Source organism: Malonomonas rubra DSM 5091 (assembly GCF_900142125.1).
GTDB classification, from domain to species: domain Bacteria; phylum Desulfobacterota; class Desulfuromonadia; order Desulfuromonadales; family Geopsychrobacteraceae; genus Malonomonas; species Malonomonas rubra.
Window position 1 is genome coordinate 1 of the sequence record NZ_FQZT01000017.1, and the last position, 14,745, is coordinate 14,745.

Annotated in this window: 17 protein-coding genes; all 17 read right to left on the bottom strand. The window is 48.5% G+C overall.

Translation table 11 applies throughout. The annotated features are described in order from the left end of the window. The coding region (locus BUB13_RS15850; protein WP_482796770.1) for a flagellin at positions 1-304 on the bottom strand (304 nt) is incomplete at its 3' end. Positions 305-681: 377 nt separating this feature from the next. After that, entirely contained in the window at positions 682-1,590 is a 909-nt protein-coding gene (locus tag BUB13_RS15855) for a class I SAM-dependent methyltransferase (protein WP_072909748.1), read from the bottom strand. 12 nt (positions 1,591-1,602) lie between these two features. Then, positions 1,603-2,649, bottom strand: a complete 1,047-nt coding sequence (locus BUB13_RS15860; RefSeq protein ID WP_072909749.1) for a hypothetical protein — start codon at positions 2,647-2,649, stop codon at positions 1,603-1,605. Beyond that, the gene (locus BUB13_RS15865) at positions 2,646-3,656 is read right to left on the bottom strand and encodes an N-acetylneuraminate synthase family protein (protein WP_072909750.1); all 1,011 of its coding nucleotides are present in this window, start codon (positions 3,654-3,656) and stop codon (positions 2,646-2,648) included. The genes BUB13_RS15860 and BUB13_RS15865 overlap by 4 nt, the downstream gene beginning before the upstream one ends. 4 nt (positions 3,657-3,660) lie before the next feature. Beyond that, complete coding sequence (locus BUB13_RS15870; RefSeq protein ID WP_072909751.1) at positions 3,661-4,731, bottom strand: polysaccharide pyruvyl transferase family protein; 1,071 nt, start codon at positions 4,729-4,731, stop codon at positions 3,661-3,663. After that, on the bottom strand, positions 4,728-5,441 hold the full coding sequence (locus tag BUB13_RS15875; protein WP_072909752.1) for a cytidylyltransferase domain-containing protein: 714 nt from the start codon (positions 5,439-5,441) through the stop codon (positions 4,728-4,730). Before BUB13_RS15875 ends, BUB13_RS15870 begins: the two co-directional genes overlap by 4 nt. Beyond that, a complete protein-coding gene (locus tag BUB13_RS15880) occupies positions 5,438-7,927 on the bottom strand; it encodes a 6-hydroxymethylpterin diphosphokinase MptE-like protein (RefSeq protein ID WP_072909753.1) in 2,490 nt (829 codons plus the stop codon). The genes BUB13_RS15875 and BUB13_RS15880 overlap by 4 nt, the downstream gene beginning before the upstream one ends. A 140-nt stretch (positions 7,928-8,067) precedes the next feature. After that, entirely contained in the window at positions 8,068-8,490 is a 423-nt protein-coding gene (locus BUB13_RS15885) for a flagellar assembly protein FliW (RefSeq protein WP_072909754.1), read from the bottom strand. Continuing rightward, positions 8,487-8,729: a carbon storage regulator CsrA gene (gene csrA, locus BUB13_RS15890; protein WP_072909755.1), complete on the bottom strand. Its 243-nt coding sequence runs from the start codon at positions 8,727-8,729 to the stop codon at positions 8,487-8,489. Before csrA ends, BUB13_RS15885 begins: the two co-directional genes overlap by 4 nt. A gap of 57 nt (positions 8,730-8,786) precedes the next feature. Beyond that, entirely contained in the window at positions 8,787-9,722 is a 936-nt protein-coding gene (gene flgL / locus BUB13_RS15895) for a flagellar hook-associated protein FlgL (protein WP_072909756.1), read from the bottom strand. Between the two features lie 7 nt (positions 9,723-9,729). After that, entirely contained in the window at positions 9,730-11,115 is a 1,386-nt protein-coding gene (flgK, locus tag BUB13_RS15900; protein ID WP_072909757.1) for a flagellar hook-associated protein FlgK, read from the bottom strand. Between the two features lie 3 nt (positions 11,116-11,118). Beyond that, positions 11,119-11,469: a hypothetical protein gene (locus BUB13_RS15905; RefSeq protein WP_072909758.1), complete on the bottom strand. Its 351-nt coding sequence runs from the start codon at positions 11,467-11,469 to the stop codon at positions 11,119-11,121. Between the two features lie 2 nt (positions 11,470-11,471). Further along, a complete protein-coding gene (flgM, locus tag BUB13_RS15910; protein ID WP_084092214.1) occupies positions 11,472-11,762 on the bottom strand; it encodes a flagellar biosynthesis anti-sigma factor FlgM in 291 nt (96 codons plus the stop codon). 10 nt (positions 11,763-11,772) lie between these two features. After that, positions 11,773-12,324 carry a hypothetical protein gene (locus BUB13_RS15915; RefSeq protein ID WP_072909759.1) on the bottom strand — a complete coding sequence of 184 codons (552 nt, stop codon included), beginning with the start codon at positions 12,322-12,324 and terminating at the stop codon, positions 11,773-11,775. Positions 12,325-12,587: 263 nt separating this feature from the next. Further along, positions 12,588-12,905: a rod-binding protein gene (locus BUB13_RS15920; RefSeq protein ID WP_072909760.1), complete on the bottom strand. Its 318-nt coding sequence runs from the start codon at positions 12,903-12,905 to the stop codon at positions 12,588-12,590. A 12-nt stretch (positions 12,906-12,917) separates the two neighbouring features. Next, positions 12,918-14,033, bottom strand: a complete 1,116-nt coding sequence (locus BUB13_RS15925; RefSeq protein ID WP_072909761.1) for a flagellar basal body P-ring protein FlgI — start codon at positions 14,031-14,033, stop codon at positions 12,918-12,920. Between the two features lie 20 nt (positions 14,034-14,053). Further along, complete coding sequence (locus tag BUB13_RS15930) at positions 14,054-14,743, bottom strand: flagellar basal body L-ring protein FlgH (protein ID WP_072909762.1); 690 nt, start codon at positions 14,741-14,743, stop codon at positions 14,054-14,056. Positions 14,744-14,745 lie beyond the last annotated feature (2 nt).

Sequence of the window (14,745 nt, forward strand, 5' to 3'; positions counted from 1 at the left end):
CGTTGGCCGACTGGATAGTCAGTTCGCGCATCCGCTGCAGGATGTTGGTAATCTCGCCCATGGCGCCTTCAGCAGTTTGTGCCAAAGAGATGCCGTCGTTAGCATTCCGGACCGCCTGGTTGATACCGCGAATCTGCGAGGTCATACGGCTGGAGATGGCCAGACCAGCAGCATCATCTTTAGCGCTGTTGATACGCAGACCAGAAGAGAGGCGCTGCATCGATTTGTTCAGCGAGGATTGAGAGGTACCCAGGTTACGTTGAGCGTTCAGGGAAGCAACATTAGTGTTAATTGTAAGAGCCATGATTTTTCCTCCATGAATTTTGTGGTTTGGGGCGTCCGTGCCCCAGGTTTCAAATTATTTTTCTTTGTTTTTCCGTTTCAGCCGGGAAGCTTAAGCAAACGTTCTTTCACCTCCTTTATCAATATTTTCCCCGCTGTTGGCCTTTTCGGCTTTTCCTTTGAGAAACTTTAATTTTTTTTGCACTAATGACAGTAGCGCAACCTACTAACTTCAAATTTTTTAAAAAGTTTATTTTTTCTAAAAAAAACACCGTCTTTTATCCACTCTCATCTTGAAAATAACGACAAATCAACGAAAAAGGGATCGGCAATACCGATCCCTTCAAGAGCATAAATCAAGGGGGAAAAGCCCCCAGTATGGGCACAATCGACAAAAAACTATTTAAGCGCTGATGCTAAAATTGCTGCTTCGCGACGGAAAACCGGCACGTCCTGCAAAATAGGATATGCAAGCATCGAATACTCACTCCAATAACAATTACCAACCTTTTCCATCGGCAACTTGGTAGCGGGGCAAGCCCAAGGCGATTTTTCTGCCTCTTTCCTACATCCAGCAGGTGGAGTGATAATAAAAGCATAGGTTGGATTCAACGGGTTACTGATATTATCCAGTGGCACGATATCTTCACAGGTAGCCCCACACTCCTTGATAAACTCTGGAAGCCCTTTAATATATCCGAGCCGATCCATTCTCGCCTTTCCATCAGGTGAATTCCCTTCGTAGTACGGCTCGAACAAAATCAATTTTTTCTTTGCTACTCGCAAAAGCTCAGCTAAAGCCAGTTCTTCCCTGCCTCCGTTCGGTTCCAAAGCATGTGAAGTCCATATAACATCTATAGAACTATCAACAAACGGTAAATAAAAGAGGTCAGCGACAAAAGGATTGATTTTTTGAACGAGGTCTTCGGGCAGCTCTTCAGCAACAAATCGCTTTCCTTTAATCAACCTACTTAAACTGATATCGCAAGCATAATACGTAAACGAGCTTTTATAACAACATTTGGCAACCCCAGCCAATGTTGTCATCTCGCCAGTCCCGACATCTAGGACAGATTCTGCTTCAGCACAGTAATGGGACAATATACTAGCAATTTCTCCAGTATACGCCTCCCAGCTGTCTCGATTTTTTTTTACCGAGTCAACATAGGATCCGGCTTGAAGGTCATAAGCAATCTCAATAATCTCAGGACTGTTTTGTTCGAGACCAAAGCGTTCTTTTAAAAGTGACGTAATATTATGACCTTCTTCGTAAGCCGACTTTGCGTAACGCAAATCTCCATAAAACATGAATATTTCCCTTTAAGCACACTCTTGAATGGCCCTTGAGCCCCAAGCCCCTACTCGAGAGCTGAGCAAGTCAGAACATGCGGAAAAAATATTTTCTGACGCATTACCGGATATCAATTGCTTTGAATCGATATGCATCTTCATAAGAGTATTATGATTGGCATGAACCTGCTCAAGATGTTTATTCAAAGAGCCAAGGCTTTCTTCGAACGACTGTCCCAAACACCAGCAAGCATCGTTTTCTACAAGCTCCCGAATAAGAAAATATTTTTCGGATTGATCAATAAGGTTTACAGCGGGCAAGCCGGCAAAAGCAGCTTCATAGGAAGTCACTCCACCAGAAAAAATACCAACAGCGCAGTTTCGTAAAACTTGCCACATACTCTTGTTGGTCCTGGCTAAAATAATTTCATGCCTTTTATTATTTTTGATTTCAGCGATGAGCTCATCATATGAATGACAATAACCTTCGCCAAGCATGACCCAGAAAGTTGCATCCACCGCACAGTGCTTGAGAGTTCGCAATATTTTTAAAGTTTTGTTTGGTGCGTCCCCGCCGCCCATACAGATCGCAATGGGAAAAGTTCCTGATTCGAGAGTTTTTTCATATTCCCCGGCGCCAATTTTGCCACAATCACCCTGAATAATTGCATAATCAGGCCCGGCATAGACTTGGCCTGGGCCAGGCTCCGCGACGGGTTGATAACGGGTTCGACTAAAAAGAAGATCGACCTCTGCCATGCGATTGAAAATCGGGGAAAGGCTTGCAACGCGAGGAGCGCGCTGACGAATCGCGAACATTGTCTCTGCTTTCATCTCAAGCATATCGACAAAAGCCAGATCGTAGCTATTCTGAAGTGCCAGCTCATTTTCACTAGCCAAGGTAATTTTGTTCTGCACGTAGCCGTTAACGAGGGAAATAAGTGAGGCATCCCCGATAAGCACAAAATCGATAACTAAAGCGCCTAAACGATTTAAGCCCGCTGCCAACGTCCGTGACCGGATCAAATGACCCAAACCGATTTCTGTCGATGCTTTACAGACAAAAAGAATTCTCATTCTCTTCTGACATCCTCCAGACTCAAGGCCTGATATTGTTTTACGTCCCGAACCAGCCGGCTCCCGGCCACCAGATCGATCTGATCGGCATCCAAAATACCTTCCGGGCGAACAACCAATAAATCTTTATCGGCAACAAGCTCACCAGACTTTAGGTCTCGAGCGGCATAAATCGAACGTCGTGCTCTTTTGCGGGTGTAAAGTTCGGCTTCGGTCAGTTTATCTGCAACATCTGCCAAAGCAGATTGAGCTTCGTGCAGGTCAGCAACATAACGTCCAAGCCCATCTTCTTCCATCGCATAGGCATGGTCGAAACCGGCTTGGGTCCGATCCTCGGTGTAGTGTTTTTCAAACCAGGTCGCACCTTTTGCCAGAGCCATACAGGCGGCCAGGCTGTCTCCCGTGTGGTCAGAAAAGCCAACCGGATAGCCGAAATTATTCTTCAAGGTTTCGATAAACTGAAGATTGGTTTGTTCAAGTTTCGCTGGGTAGACCGACACGCAATGCAACAGCACCAAGTCGAGGGGGCCGACTTTTTCCAATTCTCGCAGCGTTTTTTCAATGTCGGTGAGTGTTGACATTCCGGTTGAGACAACCATCTTCTTGCCTCTTTCAGCAACTTGGCGCAAAAATCTCAGATTATTCAAATCACAAGAAGCGGTTTTGATGTACGATGGGTCAAACTGCATCAACAGATCGAGGCCGCGCTCGTCAAAAACCGATGCTGACATGGCAACACCTTGGTCCTGGCAGTATGCCGCTAATTCCTCGTATTCCTCGTCTTTAAGCATCCCCTCTTCACGAATGCGGATGACTTCCTTGATATCGTAATGACCATATTCGTATTCACCCGGCAAGTAGAGACCCCATGGATAAATAATCTGGAACTTTACCGAGTCCGCCCCCGCTCGCTTGGCAATATCGACCAGAGATTTCGCTTTAACCAGCTTTCCGTTATGGTTTGTTCCCGCCTCTGCAATGATATGGATTGGCTGAACTTCAGGCATTGGGTTATTTCCTTTCACAAATCATCTCTGCAAACCGTGCGCAATTCGTTACCAGGGTCTGGCGCAAGTCAGCCCACCGACCCTGACGCAAATGCTGGACCATCCCATCCAGATCGCCAAGATTATCGATGCGATTCTCAACTTCTTGCAGAAGGTTATCCGTAAGAAGATTGATATTCCATTGGTCCATCCCCAGAGTATCCAGCATGCTCAACGCGCGCTGATCATAACTGATCTTGATAGCGGGAACACCTAGAGCAACACAAGGGATAAACGAGTGGAGGCGGAACGTCAGATTAAGGCGCGTATTCCTCAAAAAGGAGAGATAAGTAAACACATCTTCCGTATAAAGATAGTCAACCTCGTCAAAAGAAGCGGCAAAAGGAATATCCCGATGATCATGACAAAGAATTTTCACCTTGCGATAACCCTTGGCCCGTAACAACTCTATCAAGGCTGCCATCTGCCCCCGGAGTTCATATTGGTAGCCGACAGGAATACTCATCAACGTCGGTGTGCGGATAGAAATAAGAGCATCTGTCCGATCTTCGTCGGTTATCTGTACCTCATGCTGAGGAACTTCATCCAAAAAGAGTGTTGGGCACCCACCTAAAATGGAGGAGCCACCAAGGTTGTTGACATAGTCGTGGGTTGCATGGTCGCGGGAGAGGGAAATAGCAGCATGCTGATTAATCAAAGCGATATTGCTATCCGTCATCACATCGGTTCGATCGACCAGTTTCAATTCTTTGTTATAAATTTTCCCGCGCGACACACTGAAAATCATCAATGGGCGCTCTAAGGCTTTAAGCGCCGTCGAATTGATTTCCAATTCTCCGTTTTCATAGAGGTTTCCACCTCCGACGATTACACCGTCGCCAAACTGGTTAATCTCATAGACTGTCTGTGAAGACAGTCCGGCTTTTTTCTGTGCTTCGTATTTGCCAGTCGCAGGCAAGGCAATGATATTAAGACCTCCAGGGAATGCCTGCCGGATAAAATGGTTCAGACCGACAAAGATGACATCGTTCCCTACGTTAAACCCTTTTGGCCGAATGGAATAAAGATTGATCATTTAAAACCTCCCCGGGTCTTCTCTGAATCGAGAAGTGTTGATTGATAAAGGTCAACCACATGCTGTAGCGGACAATCAAAAAGCCTTGGTTCTTTTTTCAGTAACTGCTCTACAACATTTAGATCTTCAGGCGTGTCTATGGTTAAGCGAACAGTGCTCAAATCAGCCTCGCCAACAATCGATGCATAGCTAAAATCATCTAAATTTTGATAGAAATAACTGCTGATATGTTCCCTGTGCTCCGAAGTTAAAATCGATTTTTCAGAATTCAAAAAAAACTCACTGCGAAAAATTTCCACACTGACACCATAAGGGAATCTGCGAGGCACCAGATTGGTGACAAAGTCGCAATTCTTCTGATTGAGTAAATTCAGCCCATCATTTAACAAATCAGGCTGGACAAAAGGGCTATCGCCATTAATGCGAGCAAAGGTATCAATCTTGTGTTCCCGGAGACATCCACAAACACGCTGGTAAACGTTCCCCAAATCGCCCCGATAGCAGAGAACCCCTTTTTTCTCAGCAAAATCTGCAAGGGGATCATCTACAGGCCTTGCCGTAGTTGCCAATATGGGGACGAAAGAGTTGGTTCGTTCTACTCCCTTTAGACATCTTTCGATAAGAGGAACACCTGAGACCGGTGTCAACGCTTTTCTGGGGAATCGACTCGAATCCATTCGGGCAAGAATTACCCCGGCAAATTGGATCATTCTACACCCCTCAGGCTGGAAATAAGATTTTGGGCAGTCTGATTCTTAGGGTCCTGCTCAAGCACAAGATCGAAAACTTGCTGAGCAGCTTGGCATTCACCCATGGATTGATAAAGCTGCCCCAATTGAATCAATGCAGTTAAATCTGTCGGAACTTCTTCAAGATAAGCAACATAAGCATCTGCTGCAGCCATCACGTTTCCAGTTATTCTCAAAAGCTCAGCGTACTTGGGCTTATAAACGACAGCAGCATTCGACAAACACTCAAGCGCCAGCAAAGCCATTTCATAGTGCTTTTCTTGTAGTGCTAGAGAGAGTATGCGCTTTAACGCTTCTTCAGTCAGATGATTATAAACATCCCCGACAAGAGCTTGGTAGTGGGTGAGAGCACCATCGATATCTCCTTTAAGCTCTAACTGCAAACCTTTTACTAAGCTGCCAAGATTATCAGCGGCCACTCGATTTTGGTGAATAGACAATCCGTCATCCAAACGCTTTAATGCTTCCTCGTCTTTTGCCCGGAAATACCGCATAGCTCGTTCGCGGACCCCTACCAAGGAACGAAACCTACGCACCTTCTTCATCTGCCCGGTTTCGGTTTCGGCCATAATATCGGAAAATTCAGCCTCCAACTTTTCAAAGAGCTGCCTGTCCGCATTATCCAGTTGCTCAGCGGTCTTGTGGTGCAGCTTCAACCAGACTAAAGCTCGACCAGGCTGCTTGTCTTTTTGCCATTGCTCTGCCAGTCGAGCAAAATCAGGATGAGAGTTCTCTTCGTCCAAGCGACTGTGCAATCTCTCCGCAGCGCTTTGCACTTTTTTCCTCAAATCACTGGAGCCTTCTTTGTAGGCCTGATAATAAGTGTGAATAACCTCTTCCATCTCCTGAGAGCTTTCAGTTCCTTCATAATTTGGACGAACGATTTTAAGAAACTTCCGAATCACGTATTTTTTGACAAACACACTGAGATCGGAGAACGTCTCGTTCAAAGTCTTTTCTATTTTTTCAAACTGCGCCTTAGCTTTTCGCGCATCCTTTTTATTCTTAAAGAGTTTTTCGTTGTATGAAAGTGCTTTTGCTGCCAGTTTTCCAATCTCTTTAAGCTGCTCATCTGCCCTGTTAAGCTCTTCAAGAACGGAAGAGTAATATTCTTGACGGGTCTGATTATCGGCAGAATCTGGCAACAAGACTAATAGTTTGGCGTTGGGGTCACAGTCAAGTGGCTCCAAAACGATTTCATCGAGTGAGACATGCTCTACATTTTCTATCTTTGCAGCCCTCGGGTTTGGATTGATCAATCGACAGCCATGTTGAGTTGCCATCTGCGCTTGGCCGCTTAAAAAGGAGATTGCGGATGCATAACCGACTCCTGTTTCAGCCTGCCCCCCGTCATTGGTAGCAATTGAAAGAGTATCCCCAAGCCGGGGGCCGGCGATGCTTTCGTTGCTCCCGCCAGCGTGGGTTATCCCGTTATCCGCATAGCACAAGTCAACCCCTACGAGAATAACCTGCTTAAATCCCATTGCAATTGCAGCGTTTAAAGCAGTGTTGGTAACAGTTGGAGGACTGACTTTCAGATTAGTCGGGTTCATTTTACTTACCCAGGGAAATCGTTCCCCAACATAGAGGCTTCGCCCACTCCACTGACCAACAAGCTGAGGAGAAGCATGATATGCGTGAACGAAAATTGTCCGATCCCACATTTGCAGCATTTCGCGACTAACATCGAAACTGGTCGACTGTGGATCTACGGAAAAAACAAGGTCAGGAACAAAATCATATTGCAACAATTGCCGACTGATGCGCGACACCGCCAAAACAAAAAATTTGTCACGATTTTCCTCAACCCAAGGCAACATATCATCCAAAGATGGGCCACCAGCCAAAAGTACTGCTGTTTTCCCTTTGAACTGGTCCTTGAGCACAATAGATTCTGTCTGGTTCTCTGCGAGATTCTCTAACTGCCTTTCAGCAAAATAGGCCAGTCCGATTTCAGCAACAACCGCATTTTTTCTACGACCAAGGCTATCCTCAATTTTTAAAGATAGATCACGATATTCTGACAACCGACCATCAACAGCACAAAGCGAATTAACATGGCTGACTGAATCGATATAAAGATAGTCATTCACCTTGAACGTATTCGCTTGAGCCCAAAGGTTCTCCAAAGTTACGACAGAAAAATCGGCAGGAAGATCGGCCAATAGACCTTCCTGCTCTAAACGCTTTTGAACTGAGTCGAGTTCTACAAAAATATAGCGTGAACTGTCTGAGCGCTGCCTATTTTTAAGAAAATCAATAAGCAATCCAGAATCAGTTCCAACAATAATATAGAGTTGAGTTTCTTTTAAGAATGTGTCTCCGAAGTGATTTTCATATAGGGCAGTAGCACCGACTTGGTTGAAAGCGATGCCATTTACCTCATAAAGGTATCTATCTCCGAAAGAATTTTTTAGAAAGACACCAAAACTATCACTGCTCTCCATGACCAGCCCTTATGATTTGCTTTGTTAGCAGACAAAAACTTGGCACCAACATTAAAATATGCAAAAAAAAGGCCATTCCACAGATTCCCCGCAGAATGGCCCTTTCATATCAATTAGCCCGGCACTGTCAAAATGCCGTCTCAAACTTCAGGCAATGGCGTACGAGAACTAAACTGGGTGCCCTCGAGAATCACTTGAAGCGCTCGATTTGTTTTCGGAGCAAACAAAATCGGAGCAGCGAGGTTAAGAGTTATATTATGATCAGGCGGTACCGTCACAACACTGATCACAAGGCATTCGTCACTTTCATTAATACCCAGCTTTTGCCGCTCACTCCTATCCGGAACCACTTTATAGTCGAAATAGAAATCTGTCGGGTTAGTCAGAACAAAAGCAACCTGGGGGTCTTCAACACTCTGGATCCAAAAAAGAGGTCCTTCTTTTTCGTTCGGCATAACAATAAAGTGCCTTAACCCTTCAAAACCGATAAGGCCCTCTGGAAAAAGAAGTGTATTATCAGGATCGTATTCGATCTCACCAAAACGGGAATTTATTTTTTTCATTTTTCTTTCCTCCCCGCATTCAAGAGAGTGCTCAATTCGTTGAGATCGGCAATGTTCCACTGGGTCGCCTCCTTATTTTCCTGCTTTATCTTCTCAAAAACTTCTTGCCGGTGAACTTTCATCTCCCTGGGAGCATCAATGCCGATGCGAACACCGCCGCCTTTCAACTCGACAACAGTGATCTTGATGTCATCACCAATAATAATTCCCTCACCTGCCTTACGGGTAAGTACTAACATAGTGCCTCCTGGCTTTGTGGTCCGCGCAACCTCCGTGCAACGGTCTTCATGGATAGGTTAAATATAGTCGAGGATAGACAACTCTGAAACTTTACCAGTTACATTCAAGGCTGCTTGGAAACTCTGTTGCTGCTGTTCCATGCTTGTGATGGTTTCAAGGATATCAGCATCCTCAAAGCGAGAACGGAATGTCTCCATATCGATCTTGATCTGCTCCATATGATCAAGAGCCGTTTCCAGTCTGCGACCGACATTTCCTTTTATGCTTCTGTGGCGTCGTACCTGATTAGCAGCACTTTCTATATTGTCGAGTTCAGCAACAACAGCATCTGGGTCATTCGCCCTCAACGCTTCCTCAACAGTCGTAATTACTGCGAAAATATCTATTGCACCTGGATCGGTCACACCATCATTATCAGAGTCCCCAAGAAGTAAATCATTTCCTGTCAGGTTGACCTCGATCAACTCATTTGGGGAGATTTCAAACTCAACACTGCCCGCGTCACCGTTGTACAAAACCGGGGCTTCGCCCGGCCCTGGATATGCAGGGTTCGAAACAAAGGGCGTCGTTTTCTCGCTAAATCCCGCGAAAAGATATTTCCCATCGACCTGGGCATTCCCGGCAACCATTAGCTCCTCTTTCAAAGAAGCAACCTCATCCGCATATGTTAACCGGTCAGATGCACTGAGAGCACCATTGCCAGCAGCGATCGCGATCTCTTTAAGCCGGATCAAGGTATTTTCCATCCCATCAAGGTAGCCGTCCATATTATCGACGCGGTCCAGCCCCGACTCGATGGTTTCGATGTAACGGTCAGAGGCCATAATCTGAGTCCGGGCACTCAAAACCGGGCTGATTGCTGTGGGATCGTCTGATGGGCGGTTCAGTTTTTTCCCGGTTGCGGCCTGCAGTTGCAAGCTCGCCAGTTTATCGCTGGTACGGTCCAGAAACGCCTGTAGGCTGCGATATGTTGTGGTTTGCGTTGCTCTCATAGGTCACCTAGCTCTTCAGGGTCAGAAGAGTCCCCATCATCTCGTCAACAGTGGAAAGGAATTTAGCAGAGGCTTCAAACCCTTTCTGGTACTGCATCAGGTTGATCATTTCGTCTTCCAGCGAAACGCCATCAATGCCGTCACGCAGGTTCTGCAGTTGAATCAAAGAGTCTTCATAGCCTTGTGATGCTTGACGGTTACGCGCGGTCTCAACGCCAACAGTTGAAGCAATTTTGCCATAATAGGAGACAAAGGTGTCGTTACCACCGAAGTCCGCCTGCTGCTTCTGCTCAAGTTGTAGGATAGCTAAGGCGTTGGTGTTGTCACCCGGCGCTCCGGTGGTCCCGGCTGCGATCTCGCTGGTCTGCGTGATATTCATTGTCAGCGATGCCGCGCTTCCGGCTACGGCCGCAGGTGCAACGAAAAAATTCTGGCCAGCGGCACCACTCAAATCGGTTCCTGCCGTATGCTGAGCATTCACTTCATTGGCGAAGGTGTAGGCCAACTGGTCGAGACGATTGACAACATCGGGAATCATCACGTCGCGGACTTCATACAACCCACGGAACTCGCCGCCCAGGGCAGTACGGTCCAGCGCCAGGTTTGTTGTCCCGAAATCGAGTTCAAGGTTGACTTCAGTGCCGGAATATACGCCGACGATATGAGTCGCTTCATTCCCCTCAACCAGCGGCATGCCGTTCTTCAGGTGAACCGAAACTGTGCCGTTGGATGTTTCAAAGCTGGATGCGCCGATCATTTCCGAGAGATTTTTGAGCAGCATATCTCGACGATCACGGTCGGAGTTGGCTTCCTGCCCCGCCAGCTCTAAAGAGGAGATCCGATTATTCAGCTGAGCAATTTCATCCAAATGCAGGTTCACACCGTCAATTTTCGAGCTGATGGTGTTGTTGATATTTGTCACTGACTGCTGGGTTTCGTTATAAACATTGACAAAAGCATTGCCAATCAACTCACCACGCTGCAACACCATCTGTCGCTCGACTTCGCCGCCCGGGTTAGTGGAAAGCTGCCGCCAGGCATCGAAGAACTGATCGAATTCGTCCGAAAGGCTGCCGTCACCGATACTAACGACGCGCTCAAGCTCTGCCAACGGGTTTGTCATGCTACTCTCTAAACCAACATCAGCTGATTTGTCTTTGATCTGCCCGTCAAGAAAAACGTCGTGCGAACGCATTACCGAACCGACGGTGACACCGGTACCAATAAAGTAATCACCAAAGCTCAACGCCGGGTATGGCGTCATGTTAGGGGTTTGACGCGAATAGCCCTCGGTGTTGACGTTGGCGATATTCAGACCGGTGATCTCGATCGCCTTCTGGTTGGTCTGCAGAGAGGTTCTGCCTGAATTGAGAGCTGCGTTCAAACCTGCCATGACTTACACCTTCCCCGAGAGCAGCCGGCCACCCTGGCTCAGGGTCTGGGCCTGGCCACCGCCACCGTAAACCTGCGGCATTGCCGCTTTACCGAAAAAGCCCATCATTTCACGAACCATATTCAGGCCGGTCCAGAGCAGGAACGCATTGCGGCGATTTTCATGATCGATCTGCTTCAGCAAGTCCTGTAAGCCTTCCACCTCTTCTGGCTGCGGTTTCAGGTCGGCCAGTAGCGCTTCTTTTTCCGCCACCACCGCCTGCAAACCGGCCATGTCCAGAGCTTTGGCTTTCTCCCGCTCATCAAGCAACAGCTCGAGCAGTTTTTCCAGCCTGGCTTTCAGGTCCATGTTCATCCCTAGCTGTCCTTCATGATGAAAGGAAGAACGCTGGCAGCTACCTTCTCCAGGTCGGGCTGATAGGTTCCACTTTCAATCTGGGCCTTCAAGGCCTGTAGTTTTTCGGCACGAGCACTCTGCTGAGTCGCCTCAGTTGCCTGGGTTTTGCTGGCCTGCTGCAGCGCACTGGAAAAATCGACCCGATCCGCTTTGCCAGCTTCACCTGATTTCTTGGCGACGTCCGGCTTGCCGGTACGGTTGATGCCACCGAGAGGGCCGAATCCCTTACCACCATTAATTTTATCGACCATGATTGACTCCCTATTCCCCTTCTTCTTCAGCTACACCTGCAAAATCATCCAGCTTTTGCATAATCGCATCGTAAGTTTGTTGTGATATCTCCGGCAGGGTGCCGCCAAAAGCTTCTTGCGCATCCTTGAAGCCCTTGTCGATCGCCTGCTTCATCTCTTCCAGCTTTGCCGGATCGTTGCCGAAAGCGTTGATAGCAAATTCGACGATCCGGTCGGAGGTTTTCTCGACACCGAAGTAACCGTCTTCGGAGATCAGCTCCTGTGCTTCCTCAACGGTCATCTCGTTCATGTCGATTTCACCGCTGCCGGTGCTGATCAGGAGCGGAATGTTCTGCTCTTCCAAAGTCTTGATCACCAGGCTGCGCAGAACTTCGTAAGGGGTACCGACATTCAGCCCCGACTGGGGGCCGTAGGTCGCTTCCGGCTGCCCGGATTGATTCAGCGAAACCCGATCCTCTGTTTGTGATTTGCCTTGTTCACGTTGACGCCGCTGGATCAGCTCGTCATGCTGGACCGCCTGCATTGGCCGGTTAGCACTTGTGGGATCGATCTTTTCGCTCATTTTATCCTCCATGTAAGCAACCGATGATGCGTCCCTGCACCACCTTTTACAACCTCTTTGGATACTTTATCGACAGCGGAGAATTTTTTCTTTAGGGGAATTTGGAGAAAATTGAAGATGGAATTGAGAAAGGATAGACAGAAAGTTGAAACAAAAGTCCCCTCTCCCCGAGGGAGAGGGCTAGGGTGAGGGGATAACGGCCGGTCAATCCCCCTCATCCGCCCCTACAGGGCACCTTCTCCCTTGGGGAGAAGGAATTCGAGCTACTCCTCAGAACCGGAATTTTCATCCAGCAGCTGCTGCATCATCAGGTCTGCCAAACCGATGCCACCTTTTTCTGCCATAATTTTAGCCGCTTCGGCATCCTGCAGCTGGGTATAGATATCATCGGCGTTACCACGCGGAATCAAACCATCATCGGGAATGGTGTTACGCATCTCTTTGAACATCTGCTGGATGAACACCGCCTCGAACTGCTCGGCGGCTGCGCGCAACTGCTCCGGATCCTTCCCCTTGGCCTGCTTTGGTGCTTGGCTGAGCGCTTGGCTGACCAGCTGTTTTGGATCTACCTTGCTGTCCATAGAGATAAACTCCTAGAGAATCACCAGATCTGCATGCAGGGCACCTGCTGCTTTGATCGCCTGGAAAATGGCAATCAGATCCCGTGGTGACGCGCCGATAGCGTTGAGAGCTGCCGCAACATCACCGATACTGACAGCCTCCTGCATGACCACCAGGTTGCCCTTTTCTTCGGTAATATCGATCAGAGTATCCTCAGTTTCAATCGTATCGCCATCAGTGAAAGGCAGTGGTTGTGAAACCGCGGATGATTCACTGATTACCAGGTTGAGGTTGCCATGCGAAACAGCCACAGTGGAAATACGGACCCGATCTCCCATGACGATAGTGCCGGTCTTCTCGTTGACAACAATCCGCGCCAGTGTGTCGGGAGTAACATCCAGCGTTTCCAGTTCGGCGACGAAATCGACCACCCGGTCAAGATAGCGGTCCGGCACCATAACCTGCATCTGACCGGCGTCGAGCGAACGTGCGATATTGCCGCCAAAGTATTCGTTGACGGCGTCGGTCATACGCGAAATGGTCGTGAAATCAGAATCTTTCAGGCGATATTTCAGGTCACGCTGCTGCCCGAAGACAAAGGGAACCTCACGCTCAACCAGTGCACCGTCCGGAATCCGCCCGGCGGTGGGATGATTTTTCTGTATCTTGGCCGCTTCACCGCCGAAGGCCAGAGAACCAACCACCAGGGGGCCCTGCGCAACCGCATAAATTTTACCGTCAGCTGCTTTCAGGGGCGTCATCAGCAAAGTTCCGCCAGCCAGGTTGACAGCATCGCCAACCGAAGAAACCGAGACATCGATGCTGGTTCCGGCGCGGGCGAAAGGAGGCAGGCCTGCAGTCACGATAACGGCCGCCACGTTGGAAACACTCACCGTGTTCGGATCAACAGTCACGCCGAGCCGCTCCATCATGTTAACCAGCGACTGAATGGTGAACTGGGTCGCAGCGCTGTCACCGGTGCCGTTGAGGCCAACGACCAGACCGTAGCCGACCAGTTGGTTGGAACGAACCCCTTCAAGCTGTGCCAATTCTTTGATGCGCGAAGCATCGGCTGTAGACAGCAGGACAACCGCCCAGAGAAGAAGCAGCAGGATGATGACCTTATCGGAAAAGTTTTTAAGTGTCATGGCTCGGCTCCTGCGACAAGCTAAAACGGCCAGATCTGATCAAGTCCACGGACCAGCCAGCCCTGCTGTTGTTTGTCGCTGATAACACCTTCGCCGACATAGGCGATACGGGCGTTAAGGACATTCTTCGAATCGACGATATTACCTGCCGAAACATCGGCCGGGCGCACAATCCCTGTCAATTTGACAATCTGGGTTTCACTGTTAACGGTCACCGTCTTGGTCCCTTCGAGACGTAAGTTGCCATTCGGCAACACCTCGATCACCTGAGTGGTCAACGTCGCGGTCAGAGTTTCCGTGCGTTCGGTCTTCCCGGTTCCCTCAAATTCGTTGCTGGTACTGGCACTGATCAATGTATCCGTACCATCGGCGCCTGCCAACCGGCCGATGGTTCCCTCCAGTCCGAGCAACCTGGGAATACCTGCTGACATAGTACTGGTACGATCGGTTTCGGTGGTTGCTTCTTTGCTTGCGCTGGCATTTTCGACGATGACCACGGTGATGATATCACCGACAGTACGCGCTTTCATATCCTGGAACAGGCCACCACGGCTCTCTGTCCAGAGCGAACCGGCGGTCTGTGGCGGCAACGGCGGCTGCAGAACCGGCTCAATCGGCTCGGTCGCAGTCAGATCAACATTACGCGCCGGACCGGCACAGCCGGAAAGCTGAATCGTCAAAACTATCAGTGCGAAAAAAATACTTTTCATAT